Here is a 17,428-nt window from a genome sequence, read left to right as displayed (position 1 = left end):
AATTTCCCCCCCTCTTTACCTGTCTAATCAAAGGATATATCTGCCAAGATCCTGATCTTTGACGATATCCGCCAGTTTTTGGTTGACATAATCTACAGTTATGTCAATTTTCGCGGGCGCAATATCGGACGCTTCAAAGGAAACCTCCTCCAGCAAAGTCTCCATTATCGTATGAAGCCGCCTTGCCCCGATATTTTCCATTTTAGAGTTGACCTCTGCGGCAAGGGCCGCAAGGTGCTCGATAGCTTCCGGCGTAAATACCAGACCGACATTTTCAGTCGCGAGCAATTCCGTGTACTGTTTGATAAGGGCGTTTTTAGGCTCGGTTAAAATGCGCAAGAAATCGTCCTTGCCCAAGGAATCCAATTCTACGCGCAGGGGGAATCTTCCCTGCAATTCGGGGATTAAGTCCGAAGGCTTGCTTACGTTGAAAGCGCCAGCCGCGATAAAGAGAATGTGATCAGTATTGACCGGCCCCCACTTTGTATTGACAGTCGCCCCTTCAACAATGGGAAGAATGTCGCGCTGTACGCCTTCGCGCGAAACGTCTGGGCCGCCGCCCCTGTCGCCTTTAACCGCGATTTTATCAATTTCGTCTATAAAAATTATGCCGGTTTCTTCCACACGCTGACGCGCCTCATCGCTTACCCTGTCGCGGTCTACAAGTTTTTCGGCTTCTTCGGCTCTTAATATTTCCATCGCCCTGGGAACGCTTACCACTTTTTTCTTTTGAACGCCGCCTAACATTCCTGCGATTCCTGAAATGCTCGCTTCAAGGTCTTCCATGCTGCCGCCCATCATTTCAAAAGCCGGGATAGTCGGGCTTTGCCCTACCGTCAATTCGACCGTTCTGTCATTAAGTTGACCTTCGCGAAGCATGACCCTTAATTTCTCCCTAGTCGCCTTAAACCTTTCATTTTCGCCGTCTTTTATTTCTTCCGCAGATTCTTCCTGCCCTTGCGCGTCTTTCATCTCGCCTGCGTTATTTTCATCATCCTGCGTATCTTTATTTTTCTTAAAAGCGGGAAACCCCAACTGCAACGTTGTAGCGATAATACTGCTGTTAGAATTTTCAGGGTTAATTTGAAAAGTGCCCATAGGCCTCATTATCGGACCGGGGCGCGGTTTTTTCTCTTTATGTTTTTTCTCGCTAATAGGCAGTAATAAATCCAAGAGAGCGTCTTCAGCGCGTTTTTCAGCTTCCTGTTTAACCGCCTCCTGCATCTCCTGTTTTACCATTTGAAACCCGGCTGCCATTAAATCGCGTATCATGGACTCCACATCCCTGCCGACATAACCCACCTCAGTATATTTTGTGGCTTCCACTTTAATAAAGGGGGAACCCGCAAGTTTCGCGAGACGGCGGGCGATTTCCGTTTTTCCAACCCCCGTCGGCCCAATCATTAAAATGTTTTTAGGGGCGATATCTTCGCGTATCTCTGGTTCAAGTTTTAACCTTCTAACGCGGTTGCGTAACGCCACAGCGACGGCTCTTTTGGCTTTTTTCTGGCCCACGATATACTTGTCCAATTCCGACACTATCTGCCTTGGAGTGTATTCCTTTTTGTCTTCCATCATCCTAATTCCTCCAATGTTATTTGCATATTTGTATATATGCAGATGTTACCCGCAATTTTTAAACTTTTTTCCGCTATTTCCGCAGCCGAAAATTGGCTTCCTTCCATAAACGCAAGCGCGGCTGCATAAGCGTAATTTCCCCCCGAGCCAATCGCAAGCGCGTCTTCGGCGGGTTCAATCACGTCACCGGTTCCTGATATTAACAGTATTTTAGATATATCCGCCACAAGCAGAAGAGCTTCAAGCCGCCTTAAAGTGCGGTCCATACGCCAGTCTTTCGCCAATTCAACTGCGGCTCTCGCGAGATCGCCTGAATATTCTTTTAACTTTTCTTCAAAACGGTCAAAGAGGGTAAACGCGTCCGCAGTAGCCCCCGCAAAACCGCAAAGCACTTTCCCGTCCATAAGGCGGCGCACTTTACGCGCGTTGTTTTTCATTACCGTATTTCCCATTGTCACCTGGCCGTCTCCCGCCATAGCGACCTTGCCGTCTTTTCTTACCGCTATTACGGTAGTACTCCTTATTTTTTCATCCATGCCGTCCTCCGGAATGCGGATGTGACGCCGCATACACCTTCTTCATTTTTTCAAAATTAACATGCGTGTAACGCTGGGTAGTGGAAATGTTTGAATGTCCCAGCATTTCCTGAACCACGCGCACGTCGCATCCCGAATTTACAAGATGGGTCGCGAAACTGTGCCGAAGCGCGTGCGGGTGAATATTTTTCCCGATGCCGGAATGCAGCGCATAACGCGAAATAATCCAGCGCACTCCGGGAATGGAAATAGGCTGTCCTTTTCTGCTGATAAACAAAGCGCTTTTTTTCCCGTCAATTCCAGCCATTTTCAACCTCTCCGCCCTTTGCGGAAGATATTCCTGAATCGCCACAACCGCCTCATCGCTGAAAAACACATAACGCTGTTTTCCGCCCTTTCCCGTTATTTTCGCCTCGTCAAGATCGGCGGATATATTCGCCATGGAAAGCGACACCGCTTCCGATATGCGCAAACCGCCTGAGTACATCGCCATAATAAGCGCCTTGTCCCTTTCCGGCCAGAGAATACCCGTAGTTTCGGGAAGAGCGGCAAAATCCGCCATTTCATCTTCCCATAGAACATCCGGCAGTCTTACGGGAGTCTTTATATTACGCAAAGAGCGGCAGGGATTATCCGGCCTTTTTTCAAAACGCGCCATCCAGCGGTAAAAACCGCGAATTGTAGAAAGACAGCGGTTAACGCTTGCCGCCGCCATTTTTTCAGCGGTCAATTCCGCGATAAAACTCTGCACTTCATAGGGGGACGCTTCTTCCGGGGCAATCCCGCGATTAGCGCAGTAATTCGCATAACGCAGAAGATCGTTTCCGTAAGCTTCCACCGTCCTTTCTGAGCATCCTTTTACGGATTCCATATAAGATAAAAATTCATTGACTATTTGAGAATCAATATTCCGCTCATTTTTTTCTTCTTTCATTATTACTCCTCGTTATCATCCGCGCTGTGCAAATAATCGCAATCTGGATTTATGCACGCCTTATGCGCGCCGTTTTTCTTGTCATACTTTTCCACCATGAAAAAACCGCATTTCGGACATTTCTGATTTATCGGCTTAAAGTGGCTTATAAAATCACATTCGGGATAATTTGTACAGCCGTAAAATTCCTTGCCCCTGCCTTTGGTTTTTCTCGCTACTATATCGCCGTTACATTTGGGGCATTTCGCCAGCGGAATTGATTTTGTATTCCGACATTCGGGAAAACCTGAACACGCAAGGAAAAATCCAAAACGCCCGAGTTTTTTTAACATCGGTTTTCCGCATTTTTCACAGACAAATTCAGTTTTTTCATCCAAAGTGCCTTTGTACGATTCAATTGTTTTACTCACGTCGTCTACGGTAGTTTTAAACGGCTGCCAAAATTCCCTTATCATGTCAGGCCAGCTAACCTTGTTTTCTTCAACTGCATCCAGCTTTGTTTCCATTGACGCGGTAAAATCAACGTCAACATAATGCGGAAAGTGTTCAACCAGCACTTCATTTATCAGTTTGCCCAACACTGTCGGCACCAACTGTTTATTTGATCGCGTAACATAGTAGCGGTCCAATAAAACAGAAATAATTGACGCGTAAGTTGAAGGCCTGCCTATGCCTTTTTCTTCCAGAATGCGCACGATTGAAGCGTCTGAATAACGCGCCGGCCCCTGCGTAAAATGCTGTTCTGTTTTAAATTTTTCAACTTTTAAATTATCGCCTGTTTTTAGCGCCGGACATGAACCGCCGCTTTCCTCTTTGGAAGAAAGCAGTTTAATCGCCTTATAAAACCCTTTCTCAAGAAGTTTGGTTCCGCTGACGCGGAAAAGCCCTTCATCCTGCCCTGCCGTAACCTTAATGTCAACGCTGACAGTTCTGCTTTTCGCGTTATTCATCTGGCTTGAAACAAATCTCTCCCAGATAATCGTATAAAGGCGGAGCTGATCTTTTGTAAGGTATTCCTTAATTGATTCAGGCGTGTATTCCGTGTATGTGGGCCTTATGGCTTCATGGGCGTCCTGCGCATTTTTGCCAACCGCGTATTCAACAGGTTTTTCGGGCAAGTCGCCAGGAAAATTTTTCACAAGCCAATTTCTAACGTCTTCAATGGCGGTATTTGAAATACGGACGCTGTCGGTACGCATATAAGTAATAAGACCGACGCGAGAAGCGCCGATGCCCACGCCTTCGTAAAGCTGTTGCGCCACCTGCATTGTCTTGCGTGATGTGAAACCCAAACGATTGGCAGAAGTCTGCTGTAATTGCGATGTGGTAAACGGAGCTTTTGGCCTGATTGTTTTATCAGTCTCACGGACGTCGGAAACCAAAAAATCACTGTTTTGAATTTTTTCTATGATTGACTTGACTTCCGCCTCGCTTTTAAGCTCCGGTTTGCTGTTATTCCAAAGAACAAGTTGGGAAGCATAAATTGATTTTCCGGCTTTAAAATCCGCTTCAAGAGTCCAGTATTCTTCCGGAATAAAATTGTCAACTTCTTTTTCCCTTTCGCAGATAAGGCGTAACGCGACAGATTGAACTCTTCCGGCGGAAAGGCCGTTCTTTACTTTTTTCCAAAGAAGAGGCGAAAGATTGTAGCCTACAAGCCTGTCAAGAACGCGCCGCGCTTTTTGGGCGGCAACTTTGTCTTCATCAATGCCGCGCGGATTAAGAACCGCGTCATTAACGGCTTGGGGCGTTATTTCGTTAAAACTGATCCGTTCAATGGGAACTTTTTCAGTTTTTGCGGTAATGGCGTTACGCAAATGCCACGCGATTGCCTCCCCTTCGCGGTCATTATCACAGGCAAGCAAAACTTTGCCGGATTTTTTCGCGTCCATTTGCAATTCTTTTAAAATTTTCGCCCTTCCTCGGACTGTGATATATTCAGGCTCAAAATTATGATCCACGTCTATCGCAGTTCTGGATTTGGGCAGATCAATAAGATGGCCCATCGACGCTTTCACGTTGTAGGAAGGCCCTAAATATTTTTCAATAGTTTTCACTTTTCCCGGAGATTCCACGATCACCAATACTTGTTTTTCCGGTTTTGATGATTTCTTTTTTGCCGGACTCTTTTTTACAGTTTTTTCAGCCGTCATACCGCATCCTTAAATTTCAATTTTTAAAAAATTAGCCATTGAATGGATAATTTCATTTTTGTTTGCCCCTGATTTCTCAGCCGTATTATAATCAAATTCCGCCGCCGCCATATTCCATTTATATAGCACCTCACACGCGGAATTAATTATTTCCGCCCCGTCCTGCGCAAGTTTAATCGTTCCTCTTTTGTCAAATTTCCCGTCTTCCCGCAATCCGCAGGAAGCGACCCAAAGGTCTTTTCCCTGCTCCAGCGCGAAGCCGGCAGTAATTAACGCTCCCGATTTTTTAGGCGCTTCCACAATTAACACCCCCCGCGACATGGCGGCGATAATTCTGTTCCTCGCCGGAAACGTCCATTTGCTCGGACGCACTCCGGGCGGATACTCGGAAATTATCGCGCCGCCCGAATCCAATATCCGTTTTGCCAACGGCCTGTTCACGGAAGGATATATCTGGTCTATGCCGGATCCCAATACCGCGTATCCCGGCGCGCTTCCGATAAGATTGCCCCGGTGGGACATTGCGTCAATTCCCAAGGCAAGGCCTGATATTACCGATATTCCCGCCCTGCCGATGTTACCTGCAATTTTATACGCCTGTTCCGCAGACTGCGGGCTTGGTTTCCTTGTACCGACCATTCCCAAAAGCGATTTTTCAGGGTTTGGAAGCTTTCCCATGTAAAAAATAACGGCCGGCGGATCGTAGGATTCCCTTAAAAGCGGCGGATAATCAGCGTCATTCCATGATACCCATTTAATAGAGCGCATTCTGCAAGTTGTGTCAATACTTCCCGCCTTTTCATGAATTTCCGTAATATCCCAAAATTCACGTAATTCGCGACCTAGAATTTCTTCCATGCTTCTTTTAGTCTGGACAAATAATTTTTCTTCGTCTTCAAAGACTTGCAATAACGAAATTTTTTCCGTTATTTTTAGATCCGGTAAAAGAGAAATTATTAAATCCAGCAAACCGCGTTTACTCATATATCATCCCCTGAATTATATCTTTGTTGTTTTGAGCCTCTTCTTTGATCTTTTTATCTTTTGTGCGGCTGATAATTTTATCGTATAATTCAACCGCCCCTGAATAATTTTCCGTAGAATAATACGCCCTCGCCAGAACAAACATTGCGGAAATATCAGAGACGTTTATTTTCAGATAACGCTCAAGATACGGAATTGCGTCCTGCGGCCTGTCAAGTTCAAAAATATACAATATTGCTATGCCGTACATTGGCTTTGTATATGTAACGTCAAGTTCCATCGCGCGCAAATACGAATTCTCGGAAAGTTTATACAATCTGTCTTTTTCTTTCTGCTCTCCCGTAGAAAATCCTACAAGTGATTTTGCTGCTGACGCGGCTGAAATTCCTGTTAAATAGTAAATCGTCGGGTCTTCGGTATTATAATAAATTGCCCTTTCAAACGCGTTAAGCGCGTCATTGTGCATTTTTTTATCCGCAAGCCTTATAGCCAGTATTTTCCAGTAAACGCCGGTTTGAGCGCCTTCCCTTACGTTCCTTTCGATCTGATCTTCGTATAACGCGATTGCTTTTCTTAAACCGTCAATTGTTTCAGGTGGGCCGCCTTTCGGGCTTAATTCAGCGATGCGTTTTGCCAACTCCCTGTGAGTTTTTGTATTTACGTTTTGATATACAAAATAAAAGACCGTACCTATCACGGCAACAACAAGAATAGCTTTTAATATTTCTTTTAGTCTTGTCATATAATCTCACCCTTCCGTCTTATGTAATTTGGGAAGATAACGACGGTGATTTTCCCGTAAGATTGACGTATCCACATGCGTATAAATCTGAGTTGTGCCAAGATCGGCATGCCCTAAAAGTTCCTGTACCGTCCTTAAATCCGCCCCTCCCGCCAATAACGAAGTCGCAAAACTGTGCCGTAATGCGTGAATATGCGACGACGTACCTGCAAGGCAGGCGGATTTCGCGTAATTTTTCCAAATGCCCTTTCTGGAGAGGCGGTTGCCGTTTCTTCCGATAAAAAGCGCATTGGTCTTGTTTATTTTTCCCGCCAGCTTAGGCCTTGCGTATTGCAAATATTGTTTTAGCTGATCTGCGGCCTCTTTTCCAAAAAGCACAATACGTTCTTTATTGCCTTTTCCCTTAACCTTTGCGACTCCTCCTCCGATATCAACATCTTTTATGTTAAGCCCCACGGCCTCAGAAACGCGCAGTCCCGCCGAATAAATTAACTCAAAAAGACATCTGTCTCGGCAGCCCTGCGGTTTTGACGTGTCTATAACATTTAAAAGATTTTCTATAGTTTTCCTGTCCATTACCTCGGGAATATTAATTTTTCGTTTGGGGCTTTCAAGAACATCCGCCGGATTACTTTCTACCAGTCCTTCATCCTCTGCAAATCTGTAAAAAGATCTGAGCGCGGAAATAGCCTTTGCGACAGAACGAGGTTTTATTTTATCCGCATTACCGCGCATAACAAGATATTCTGTAAGAAATGCCGCGTCTGTTTTAGAAAGTGAAATTTTTCTTGATTCAAGATATTCAAGAAAACACTTTATCTCAAGACGGTAACATTCTTTTGTAAGTAATGCGAGCCGCTCTATCGCTATAAGACGAGAACAGTATCTGGCAAGAAGTTCTGAATTTTTCAAACTAATATTTCTCCACTCTTTCCAAAACCTGTCTTTCTTCCGTCCTGTAATTATGTTTTCTTATAATGGACGGCACGTCCAGATCATCCTGATATTCACGCTGTGGCAGATATGAAAGATATTCCGGTTTTTTTGTTCTTTCAACCATTCCTTCAAATTCATTGTAATCAATAAAATCCGGATTGGGAATTTTGTTCAGTTCGCTTTGTTTTTCATCCATGCGTTTTTTACCGTTAAAACCTGTAGCGATAAGCGTTATCTGAACAGCGTTTTCCAATTCAGGCTCTATGCGAAGGCCGTGAATAATGTTTACTTCCGGATCACATTTTTCCCTTATAGATTGAATGCTATTATGTATTTCAACAAGCGTTATGTCATCAGGCCCAACGATATTAACAAGAACTCCCGTAGCTCCGTCTATGCTTGTATCTTCAAGAAGGGGGTTGTCAATGGCGTTTTTAACGGCGTCCTGCGCCCTGTTTTCACCGGTGCCATAGCCAATGCCCATTAGCGCGTCGCCTTTGCCCTTCATGACCGTTTCAACATCGGCAAAATCAGTGTTTTTATACCCTGTTTCGGTAATAAGCTCCGATATTCCCTGCACTCCACGGCACAGTATTTCATCAGCTATCATGTAGGCTTTGTTATACGTTGTTTTATTATCAACAACTTTAAAAAGATGCTGATTCGGGATAACTATTAAAGTGTCAACTTCATCGCGCAGTTTCGCGATCCCTTCTTCGGCAAGCCTCATTTTATAACGGCCTTCAAATTCAAAAGGCGTTGTAACTACGGCTACCGTAAGGGCGCCCAATTGCCTTGCGATTTTTGCGACAATCGGGGCCGATCCTGTTCCTGTTCCGCCGCCCATTCCAGCGGTGATAAAAACCATATCCGCGCCCCTTAACGCTTCGGCAATCGCCACCTGATCTTCTATCGCCGCTTTTTCCCCTTTTTCGGGATTTCCTCCCGCCCCGCGTCCTCCTGTTATCTCGGCGCCAATTTGCACTTTAACCTTCGCCCTGCTCTTTTTATACAGATCCTGAATATCCGTATTAGCCGCAATAAATTCAACTCCGGCTATATTAGCTTCAATCATGCGGTTTAACGCGTTTCCGCCTCCGCCGCCCAGGGATATTACCTTTATTACAGCCGGAACATCGTTACGCGCTTTAATAATCTCCCTGTTTTCATTGGCTGAAACAACCTTTAGAGAAACGGACGCCTCCTGCGGTTTAAATTGTAGTACCTGCGGTTTCTCACATACTGCAAAAACATTCATCTTTTTAACCCCTCCCAATTAAATTTTTCTTATCTGACTTTAAAACAACGTTTATATTTTCAGATTAAGCGAACTCCTCTTTAAGCCAAGATATTAACTTGCCAATAAGAGCTTCGTTCTTTTTTTCCCCGTGCCGCTCGCCTCTTTCGCCTGAATCAACGCCCGCCCTTCGGTTTCCCTCAAGCGCAAGCCCAATGACTGTGGCATAAGAGGGCGTCCGGTATTCTTCCACCAATCCCTCCAAATCCTGAGACGGTATAGGACTTCCAAGCCTAGCCGGCAGTTTTAATATGCTGTTCGCAAGATCAACAACGCCTGACAACTGCGCCCCGCCGCCTGTTAATACAGCGCCTCCTCCAAGCGGACGCGGTAGATTTAGCGAGTCAAGATGTTGTTTTATCAGCTTAAATATTTCTTCCATTCTAGGTTTAATAATCGCGAGTATCTGCGAACGGGGAATTGTTATCGGGGGTCTTCCCCCCACTCCAGGCACGATTACTGTCTCATCTTCATCTAACATCGCGTCCCAGCAGCATCCCGCGTCAATTTTAATCTTCTCAGAATTATCAACGGAAATATTTTTAATAATTGATATGTCGCTTGTAACTTGCGTACCGCCGGCGGGTATCGTATAGGTTGAATACGGGGCGCCTTCCACGTAAACGAGCATATCCGTCGTTCCCCCTCCAAGATCAACTAACGCGACGCCAAGGTCTATTTCTTCCTGCGTAAGAACGGCGCGTCCGGCGGCAAGGGTCTGTAAAATAAGCTCATTAACGCGGAAACCCGCGCGGTTGACGCACTTAATTAAATTCTGCCCTCCTGTCACGCTGCATGTAATTATATGCACTTCCGATTCCAAGCGCACTCCCAGCATATCCATGGGGTTTCTTATCCCTTTTTGATCATCCACTTTAAAATTCTGCGGTATTACTTCCAATATCTGCCTATCCGTAGGTATTACAACGGCTTTTGCAGCTTCAATTACGCGGTCTATATCTTCCTGCCCAATCTCTCTTTCTCTTGTGTCGCGTTTTTTTCCCGTTACTCCGACAACGCCTCGGGAATTTATCCCGTTTATATGGTTTCCGCCTATTCCCGTCCAGCAGTCGGTTACTTCAAGCCCGCTCATCATCTCCGCGTCTTCAATCGCCGCTTCTATGGCGTGAACGGTAGCCTCGATATTTACAACCACTCCCTTTCTTAAACCTGTGGAAGGCCGCAGACCTGAACCGATTATTTTTAAGCGCCCGTCCGCGTCTCGCTCGCAAATAATGACGCGCACGTATGTTGATCCAATATCCAACGACGCTACTATTCCACTATTCATCAAGACAACTCCTCTACTTTATAAGAACCTATGCCAGACCTAAAATCAATTTCCTGCGGACGTTTATCATCCGTTTCAAACACATTTAACATAAGCAGCATATACCTAAGCGTATCTTCCGTAAAATTATTCTCCACTCTTACCCTTATGCCGCTATGAACGGGGAAAAGAACAAGATCATAACCGTTCCATGCTTTTCTTTCGATCCGTATCTCGGAGATAGCGGATAACAATTCAGGCGATGATACGGAAATTTTACCTAGATTTTCAGCTAACGGAACAAGCGCCACAGGAAGACGCATATTAAGCTGCGGATTTTCAATTCCAGAAATAACGGGAATATTGGGCTTTTCCCGCAAATCGCCGCTTTCTATTTTGTAAAACACTCCTTGTCTGTCAATATAAATCATTACTTGTTTTGAATTTATATTCGCCAATGTAACGGCGGCGGCCTGGCGCGGATTTAAATAGATTGACAGTTTATCGGGAAAACGCTTTATTACAACGGCCGATTCAACAAGAATGTTAGAAGAAAGTTTTTCTTTGACAATATTAACGTTAGTTGAAAAATATGAAGAGCTGTCGTCAATGCCGGCAAGGTAAAGAATTTGAGGCCTTGTTAGGCCGGAAAATCCGTGAACCTCAACGGATGAGAAGGGAATAAACGGGCTTACGCCGAAGAGCCAAATTAATTCCGCAGATAAAATAATGACGGCTATAATTAACAGGCTTTTAAGGCCCTTTTCAATTTTCTCATTAGATTTCTTTTTTGAAACTGCCGTATCAGAAGTTTCATAATAATATTCAGTAGTCATTATCATCCTCCGATACTTCGTAATTTGATTTTGCTTTTCCGCCTGCCGTCTCGACTTTATTTCTTGCCACATTTGCTATAAGACCGGCGCAAATCATCGTCGTAATAAGCGAAGAGCCTCCGGCGGAAAAGAAGGGAAGCGGTATTCCTGTTGCCGGAACAGCCCCGGAAACAACAGCCGTATTCAGCATCGCCTGAAACACGATTAGAGTGGTTAATCCCGCCGCCAATAACCTTCCAAATAAAGTCTTGCTGTCCAAAGCGGCTTTATATCCAAGTGCCGCGAAAACGACAAACAAGGCAAAAAATAACAGAACGCCGATAAATCCCGTTTCTTCGACATACGCGCTAAAAACAAAATCCGAGTGAATCTCTGGAATACTCGCCAACTTGCGCGTGCCTTCCCCGACGCCCCGCCCAAATAAACCGCTTGAAACAATAGCGTCTTTGCTGGCGTTAACCTGAAATCCCGCGCCAAGCGGATCCCACTGGGGCTTTAAAAAACTGACCAGCCGCCTGACCCTGTACTCTTTGGTAAAAACTAAAAGCGCGGAAATCGGAATAATCATTGTAATCGCCGCAAAGAAATAACGGTAACGGATGCCGGCAAGGAAAAATATTATTAAAGCGTTTATGACGATAAAAATCGCGGTAGAGAAATTATTTTGCCTGTAAATAAGACCGAAGAAAATTCCCGTAACCAGAACCGGCGGCAGAATGCCTGAATAAAAATTGTCAAGGTTATCTGATTTTTTATCAAGCAGATGGGCAAGGTACAACGGAAGCGCAAATTTCACCATCTCCGACGGCTGATAAGTGAATATGCCGAATTCTATCCAGCGTGATGCGCCATAGCGTTCAACGCCTATGCCTGGTATAAATGTTAAAACACATAAAGAAGCGGCGATGACTACAAGAGGCAATAAAAATTTCCTAAGTACGTTAAGATTAATCAGCAAAGAAAAAATAAAAAGGACAATTCCCACCGCGCCGTAAATCAACTGTCTTACAATAAAATAATTTCCTTCCCCGAAAAATCGCGCCGCGAAAGAGTATGACGCTGAATAGAGCGTTACAAGCCCCATTCCAAATAACAGTATCACGCATAAACAAAAGAGGTTTGCCGTATTTTGGTTTTGCGCTCTCTCCGCGTCAAACATATACATCCTTCTCCTATTGAATTTTTAAAGTTGATAGTGCGATAATGGCGAACAAACCGCCCAGTATCCAAAAGCGGATAACGGTCTTGTTTTCCGACCAGCCAAGCATTTCATAGTGATAGTGAAGCGGGGCCATACGGAAAATTCTCTTCTTCCGCAATTTAAAAGACGCTACTTGCAGGATCACCGATACAATTTCAATAACGAAGACTCCGCCGATTACAAGCAGTAATATTTCCTTGTTCGTCATTAACGAAATAACCGCGATTACGCATCCTAGCGACAGGCTTCCGACATCCCCCATAAAACAATCGGCGGGGTGCGCGTTAAACCACAAGAAACCTACGCAGGCGCCCGTCGCAGCAAGGCAGAATACGGTAAGTTCTCCAGCTTCGGGGATATAAGGTATTCCCAGATATGTGGAATAGTCAACGCGCCCCGTAATGTATGTAAGGATCGACAGCGTAAGAAAAACTAAAATTAACAAACCGGCCAAAAGGCCGTCCAAACCATCGGAGAAATTTACCGCGTTTGATTCGCCCACGACAAGCAATACCGCAAACGGGATCCATAGCCAGCCCATATCCCAAACAGGCTCTTTAAAGAAGGGAATGTAGAGGGCTGTTATATTCTCGCCGCCAGTAAAATAAATTATTAAAACGATTGTAATCGCGATTACAAACTGTCCGGCGAGTTTTACCCGCGCCGCAAGCCCTTTTGAATTATGTCGCATAACTTTTAAATAGTCATCGGCAAACCCGACGGCGCCAAAAGCCATGAACGCGCCCATCGTTATCCAGATGGCTTTATTATGCAAATTGCCCCAGAACAGCATTGCTATTACGACGGAAAGAATTATAAACGTCCCACCCATAGTCGGCGTTCCCGATTTGGCAAGATGGGTCTGTGGTCCGTCTTCGCGGATGGACTGCCCTATTTTTAACTTTTTCAAAAGCTCAATAATCTTTCCGCCGAAGATAAAACAAATTAACAGGGTGGTAAGGGCGGCAAACGCGCCTCTGAAAGTCAAATACGAGAATACGCGGAACGGGGAAAAATAATTAAATAAGAAATCCAGGAATTCAAGAAACATCGCTTACCCCCGTTAACATTTCGGTTAATCTTTCAAGGGCGCAACCGCGTGATCCTTTAAGCAGCACAAGGTCGCCTTTCTTCACATAACTGTCAATTGCTGTCGAAATATCATTTATATCGCTTGAATAAAAGAACGCTTTGCCGTTATCTTCCATGACGCGCACGGCAGTTTTTATTTCATTGCCGAACAGGAAAACTTTTTTCGCGGAAGACGCTGACAAATGAAAACCTAATTTTTCATGTTCTAAAACAGAACTGTCTCCCAATTCAAGCATATCGGCAATTACATAAACTTTCCTTCCCGGCCATTCAAGCGAATCGCAGAATTCAACGCTCTTTGCAGAAGACTCAGGATTTGCGTTGTAACAATCGCGCACAACGGTCGCCCGCTTTCCGTTTAATATTTCAAGCCTGCCAAAAATCTGCTTAACCGATTCAAGCCCTTTGATAATCGCGTTATCTGAAACTGGGATTTCTTTCGCTATCGCTATGGCGGCAATAGCGTCGTCAAGGCTGTGTTTCCCCGGCAGGGCAAAATGTACTTTTTCCCCCGCCCAGATAATTTCAGTCCCTTCCAAACCAAGGCTTCTGCATCCTTCAAACTCCTTAAAATTATCCTGACTGTAAAATTTAACTTTTCCCGTAACGCCATCCGCCATCTCTTTCGCGTACTCGTCATTTTCGGGAATAAGGGCAATGTCGCCGTCTTTTAAAAATTTAAAAATGCATTTCTTTTCGTTAACAATTTTAGATTTACTGCCGAAATATTCGATATGCGCGGAACCTATATTTGTGATTAATGCGGCGTTTGGTTTAAGAACTTCGGCAATTTCAAATATTTCATTTTGCCTGTTCATTCCAAGTTCGAAAACTCCCACTTCATGACAGGCGCGGACTTCAAATACTGATAACGGAAGCCCCGTCTCAGAATTAAGGTTCCCCTTGTTCATAACGGTATTTTTTTCGCATGAGATAATCGCCGCTGTAATTTCTTTTGTTGTGGTTTTTCCCGATGAGCCAGTTATGCCAACTTTTCTTAAATTGGGAAATTTCTCAAGATAGACTCTTGCGGAATTCTGCAAGCCTTTTAAAGTATTTTCCACTACGATTAAATCTTTGCCTGCTTTTTGGGCGGCATTAATTAAATCGAAACTTTCCAGTTTTGAAGAATCGACGACGGCGCCCCTTGCGCCTGAGTTAAAAGCAGTCTGCACGAATTTATGACCGTCTTGCGAAGCGCCGGCAAGGGCGAAGAAAAGGGCGCCTTCTTTAACGGCGCGGGAATCAATGGCTACTGAAGAAAAACTTAAATTAGGCGCAAATGAAATATGACGCGCTCCCAGCAAACCGGACAGCTCGCCGATACCCATCAAATCAGTCTCCATGCCCCTTTCCCCCCATTATTTTTACCTGAAGAAAAAACTCAGGCGGTATCTTTTGCAAATCAAGTTCGCTTTTTGCGAGACTCTCTATTCTTTCCGGAGACGAATATTCGCCAATTCCGGCAATAAGCCTTTTATTGCTTTCGATCCATTCGGTCTGCGACTTATCAAGGCGTTCCAATTCTTTTACAAGATTTTGATAACGGTTAGACTGCCAGACCAAAATGCCAAGGCAAAGCGGTATGGTGAGAACAAGAAAATAAAGCAGTAAAAACCGTTTAATCATCATCAACCTCGTCTAAAACTTTTTCCGCTACGCGAAATCTCGCGCTTCTGGAAGGAGGATTCCGCTCAATCTCGTCTTTTCCTGCAGTAATGCCTTTTTTTGTAATGATATTGATTGAGCGGTGCCCCCCACATTTACAAATCGGCGCATTTGGCGGACAAATACAGTCTTTGTTCATAGTCCGCATGAAATTTTTTACGATTCTATCCTCGATAGAATGGTAAGTCAGCACCCCGAGCCTCCCCTCCGGCTCGAGAAGCCTTAACGCCGCCTCAAGGATCGATGGAAGCCGTGAAAGCTCCCCGTTTGTCGCGACACGCAATGCTTGAAAAACTTTTGTCGCGGGATGAATAGGTCCGTGCCTGTAAGAAGCCGGTACCGCTCTTTCCACTAAATTGGCAAGAGCCGAAGTTGTCGTAATAGTCGATTTTTGCCTTTCATTAACAATTAGCGAAGCAATGCGCCGCGAATAACGCTCATCGGCGTTATTGTAAAACAGATCAGCCAATTCCCTCTCGGGAAGACGCGCAAGAAGATCAGCCGCAGTAAGCCCCGTTGAAGTATCAAGGCGCATATCAAGATACTCGTCTTTTTCAAAGCTAAAGCCCTTGCCGCTTTTTTTGTAATGATAAAAACTAATGCCCAAATCAAATAAAATTCTATCCGGCCTTTTAAACTGAGAAGGATAATCGGTCAGTAGATCAAAAGACCAGCCGCAATAAAAATAAATACGGTCGGCAAAAGACTCAAGCCTTTTTTTAGCGATCTCAAGAATTTCTTTATCCGCGTCTATGGCGATCAATTTTAAATCGGGATACTTTGACATCATCGAATAACTGTGGCCGCCTTCGCCGGTATTGCAGTCAATAAAAAGCCCATTTTCTCCCTTCGGTCCGAGCAACTCGAGAACTTCATTCAGCATAACGGGCGTGTGATAATACTTTGTCATTCTTCATCCTCATCCGAAAAGAAATTAACTTTACCAAGAAGTTTTTTATGGGTGTTCTTGTTAATAAGCCTGACCTCTTCCATGAAGTTTTTATTGTAGTCCGCGTTCCAAATCTCAAGATGCTTATTGATACTCACAACAAGGCAGTCCTTTGTTAAATTCGCGTAAGAACGCAGGAACGCTGGAACGGGAATTCGCCCTGTTTTTGGGTCGATTTCCACTGAAAATGCCGTACTTTCATGCTGGTATTGAAAAGCCTCGATTTCTTCGGAACTAAGTGCCCTTTCTTCGCATTTTTTCTTGAATTTTGAAAGGAGTCTCTGGTAAGTGGCGGATTGCATGACCCATACGCACAATTCTTTGCCCTGCGTAATAACTAGCTTGCCGGTATAGAGTTCGCGCAAAGGAGCGGGAATAACAACTCTACCTTTATCATCAAGAGTAGATTCAAATGTACCAGTTTGTAGTTGAAATTCCACGATAATCCTCAGTATTCTAGGTTATGTCACTAAATGACACTTACAGTATTGATCGGAATAAAAAATAACGCAACACTATTGAAGATTTTTTTTTCAAAAAAATGAAAAAAAATGTTGATTTAACTATACACCTATGTAGTACATGGGGAAAATTCGATAAATTCGCGTATTTAGCTATACATTAGTGTAGTAAAAGAGAAATAATTGCGAATGTTTTTTTGTCATACTATACATTTGAGTAGTATAAAATAACCGCGATGACCTTGCATTTTTAACTATACATTCGAGTAGTACAAAAAAAAATATTGCGAAAAATTCGCCATTTTGGTATGATTATTTATGCAAATTTGCGAATTTTACATAGTTTTTCCCGAAGGCGATATTCAAGAGGTACAGGGGCGGCTGCCGTTTAACTCCCTTGTTGACATGAACGGCAACGTGCTGAGCCTGCCCTTGCCGACCAACAGGATGATTGTCTTTAAGGTTGCCGCGATAAAAACCGAAGAAAGAACAGGCGTAAGCGAGACCTACCATTTTTTAGACTTGCTTAGCGCCGAGGAATTACTTGAATACACGAAAAATAGGCACTAATAATGAAAGTTCCCTTCACCGCACGTTAAAATTTCAATATGCCGGCCCAGGAGGCAAGACTGAAGCCGAAGTAGGGACTTTTGTCGCTGACGGCATAAGAAAAGACGGCGAATATATCGAAGTTCAAACGGGGAGTTTTGGCCCTCTAATAAAAAAAGTAAAAGAGTTTGCCTCAACCGGCAAGCTAGTTATTACGCAGGGCAAAGAATTGTGCGTATGGG

The 17,428-nt window shown here is 44.3% G+C and carries 17 protein-coding genes and 1 pseudogene; 2 read left to right on the top strand and 16 right to left on the bottom strand.

Annotation, left to right across the window (positions count from 1 at the left end; genetic code table 11):
* Positions 1-27: 27 nt before the first annotated feature.
* The 16 genes from hslU to ACYVRH_RS04210 all read right to left on the bottom strand — a co-directional run bounded on the left by hslU (position 28) and on the right by ACYVRH_RS04210 (position 16,616).
* Positions 28-1,578, bottom strand: a complete 1,551-nt coding sequence (gene hslU, locus ACYVRH_RS04285) for an ATP-dependent protease ATPase subunit HslU (protein WP_461255690.1) — start codon at positions 1,576-1,578, stop codon at positions 28-30.
* Positions 1,575-2,114, bottom strand: a complete 540-nt coding sequence (hslV, locus tag ACYVRH_RS04280) for an ATP-dependent protease subunit HslV (protein ID WP_461255689.1) — start codon at positions 2,112-2,114, stop codon at positions 1,575-1,577. Before hslV ends, hslU begins: the two co-directional genes overlap by 4 nt.
* On the bottom strand, positions 2,107-3,048 hold the full coding sequence (locus tag ACYVRH_RS04275; protein ID WP_461255688.1) for a tyrosine-type recombinase/integrase: 942 nt from the start codon (positions 3,046-3,048) through the stop codon (positions 2,107-2,109). Before ACYVRH_RS04275 ends, hslV begins: the two co-directional genes overlap by 8 nt.
* A gap of 2 nt (positions 3,049-3,050) precedes the next feature.
* Positions 3,051-5,201, bottom strand: a complete 2,151-nt coding sequence (gene topA, locus ACYVRH_RS04270; RefSeq protein ID WP_461255687.1) for a type I DNA topoisomerase — start codon at positions 5,199-5,201, stop codon at positions 3,051-3,053.
* A gap of 9 nt (positions 5,202-5,210) precedes the next feature.
* Positions 5,211-6,185 (bottom strand): DNA-processing protein DprA, encoded by a 975-nt coding sequence (gene dprA, locus ACYVRH_RS04265; RefSeq protein ID WP_461255686.1) that lies wholly within the window; start codon positions 6,183-6,185, stop codon positions 5,211-5,213.
* The gene (locus tag ACYVRH_RS04260; protein WP_461255685.1) at positions 6,178-6,927 is read right to left on the bottom strand and encodes a tetratricopeptide repeat protein; all 750 of its coding nucleotides are present in this window, start codon (positions 6,925-6,927) and stop codon (positions 6,178-6,180) included. The genes dprA and ACYVRH_RS04260 overlap by 8 nt, the downstream gene beginning before the upstream one ends.
* A 6-nt stretch (positions 6,928-6,933) precedes the next feature.
* Complete coding sequence (locus ACYVRH_RS04255; protein ID WP_461255684.1) at positions 6,934-7,839, bottom strand: tyrosine recombinase; 906 nt, start codon at positions 7,837-7,839, stop codon at positions 6,934-6,936.
* Position 7,840: 1 nt separating this feature from the next.
* Positions 7,841-9,121, bottom strand: coding sequence for a cell division protein FtsZ (gene ftsZ / locus ACYVRH_RS04250; protein ID WP_461255683.1), 1,281 nt, complete (start codon positions 9,119-9,121; stop codon positions 7,841-7,843).
* Positions 9,122-9,185: 64 nt separating this feature from the next.
* Positions 9,186-10,451 (bottom strand): cell division protein FtsA, encoded by a 1,266-nt coding sequence (gene ftsA / locus ACYVRH_RS04245; RefSeq protein WP_461255682.1) that lies wholly within the window; start codon positions 10,449-10,451, stop codon positions 9,186-9,188.
* Positions 10,451-11,266 (bottom strand): cell division protein FtsQ/DivIB, encoded by an 816-nt coding sequence (locus ACYVRH_RS04240; protein WP_461255681.1) that lies wholly within the window; start codon positions 11,264-11,266, stop codon positions 10,451-10,453. The genes ftsA and ACYVRH_RS04240 overlap by 1 nt, the downstream gene beginning before the upstream one ends.
* Positions 11,256-12,425, bottom strand: coding sequence for a putative lipid II flippase FtsW (ftsW, locus tag ACYVRH_RS04235; RefSeq protein WP_461255680.1), 1,170 nt, complete (start codon positions 12,423-12,425; stop codon positions 11,256-11,258). The genes ACYVRH_RS04240 and ftsW overlap by 11 nt, the downstream gene beginning before the upstream one ends.
* A gap of 13 nt (positions 12,426-12,438) precedes the next feature.
* The gene (gene mraY, locus ACYVRH_RS04230; protein WP_461255679.1) at positions 12,439-13,518 is read right to left on the bottom strand and encodes a phospho-N-acetylmuramoyl-pentapeptide-transferase; all 1,080 of its coding nucleotides are present in this window, start codon (positions 13,516-13,518) and stop codon (positions 12,439-12,441) included.
* Complete coding sequence (locus ACYVRH_RS04225) at positions 13,508-14,905, bottom strand: UDP-N-acetylmuramoyl-tripeptide--D-alanyl-D-alanine ligase (RefSeq protein ID WP_461255678.1); 1,398 nt, start codon at positions 14,903-14,905, stop codon at positions 13,508-13,510. Before ACYVRH_RS04225 ends, mraY begins: the two co-directional genes overlap by 11 nt.
* Complete coding sequence (locus ACYVRH_RS04220) at positions 14,895-15,188, bottom strand: FtsB/FtsL family cell division protein (RefSeq protein WP_461255677.1); 294 nt, start codon at positions 15,186-15,188, stop codon at positions 14,895-14,897. The genes ACYVRH_RS04225 and ACYVRH_RS04220 overlap by 11 nt, the downstream gene beginning before the upstream one ends.
* Complete coding sequence (gene rsmH / locus ACYVRH_RS04215; RefSeq protein WP_461255676.1) at positions 15,181-16,137, bottom strand: 16S rRNA (cytosine(1402)-N(4))-methyltransferase RsmH; 957 nt, start codon at positions 16,135-16,137, stop codon at positions 15,181-15,183. The genes ACYVRH_RS04220 and rsmH overlap by 8 nt, the downstream gene beginning before the upstream one ends.
* Complete coding sequence (locus ACYVRH_RS04210) at positions 16,134-16,616, bottom strand: division/cell wall cluster transcriptional repressor MraZ (protein ID WP_461255675.1); 483 nt, start codon at positions 16,614-16,616, stop codon at positions 16,134-16,136. Before ACYVRH_RS04210 ends, rsmH begins: the two co-directional genes overlap by 4 nt.
* A 339-nt stretch (positions 16,617-16,955) precedes the next feature.
* On the opposite strand from ACYVRH_RS04210, the gene ACYVRH_RS04205 reads away from it, so the two are divergent.
* Positions 16,956-17,207, top strand: coding sequence for a hypothetical protein (locus ACYVRH_RS04205; RefSeq protein ID WP_461255674.1), 252 nt, complete (start codon positions 16,956-16,958; stop codon positions 17,205-17,207).
* Positions 17,182-17,428, top strand: a pseudogene (locus ACYVRH_RS04200) (hypothetical protein); the annotation flags it as partial. The gene ACYVRH_RS04205 and the pseudogene ACYVRH_RS04200, both read left to right, overlap by 26 nt.

The sequence above is a fragment of the Treponema sp. R80B11-R83G3 genome (assembly GCF_054786115.1).
Note: the sequence above shows the minus strand (reverse complement) of the source record. Positions and strands in the feature narration are given on the sequence as shown.

Excerpts from the sequence above, each read along its gene's own strand:
- mraY (WP_461255679.1), bottom strand. The coding sequence starts at position 13,518 with ATGTTTCTTGAATTCCTGGATTTCTTATTTAATTATTTTTCCCCGTTC.
- ACYVRH_RS04275 (WP_461255688.1), bottom strand. The coding sequence starts at position 3,048 with ATGAAAGAAGAAAAAAATGAGCGGAATATTGATTCTCAAATAGTCAAT.
- ACYVRH_RS04220 (WP_461255677.1), bottom strand. The coding sequence starts at position 15,188 with ATGATTAAACGGTTTTTACTGCTTTATTTTCTTGTTCTCACCATACCG.
- ACYVRH_RS04205 (WP_461255674.1), top strand. The coding sequence starts at position 16,956 with ATGCAAATTTGCGAATTTTACATAGTTTTTCCCGAAGGCGATATTCAA.
- ACYVRH_RS04240 (WP_461255681.1), bottom strand. The coding sequence starts at position 11,266 with ATGACTACTGAATATTATTATGAAACTTCTGATACGGCAGTTTCAAAA.
- ACYVRH_RS04225 (WP_461255678.1), bottom strand. The coding sequence starts at position 14,905 with ATGGAGACTGATTTGATGGGTATCGGCGAGCTGTCCGGTTTGCTGGGA.
- ACYVRH_RS04260 (WP_461255685.1), bottom strand. The coding sequence starts at position 6,927 with ATGACAAGACTAAAAGAAATATTAAAAGCTATTCTTGTTGTTGCCGTG.
- ftsZ (WP_461255683.1), bottom strand. The coding sequence starts at position 9,121 with ATGAATGTTTTTGCAGTATGTGAGAAACCGCAGGTACTACAATTTAAA.
- rsmH (WP_461255676.1), bottom strand. The coding sequence starts at position 16,137 with ATGACAAAGTATTATCACACGCCCGTTATGCTGAATGAAGTTCTCGAG.
- ftsW (WP_461255680.1), bottom strand. The coding sequence starts at position 12,425 with ATGTTTGACGCGGAGAGAGCGCAAAACCAAAATACGGCAAACCTCTTT.
- ftsA (WP_461255682.1), bottom strand. The coding sequence starts at position 10,451 with ATGAATAGTGGAATAGTAGCGTCGTTGGATATTGGATCAACATACGTG.
- hslU (WP_461255690.1), bottom strand. The coding sequence starts at position 1,578 with ATGATGGAAGACAAAAAGGAATACACTCCAAGGCAGATAGTGTCGGAA.
- dprA (WP_461255686.1), bottom strand. The coding sequence starts at position 6,185 with ATGAGTAAACGCGGTTTGCTGGATTTAATAATTTCTCTTTTACCGGAT.
- topA (WP_461255687.1), bottom strand. The coding sequence starts at position 5,201 with ATGACGGCTGAAAAAACTGTAAAAAAGAGTCCGGCAAAAAAGAAATCA.
- hslV (WP_461255689.1), bottom strand. The coding sequence starts at position 2,114 with ATGGATGAAAAAATAAGGAGTACTACCGTAATAGCGGTAAGAAAAGAC.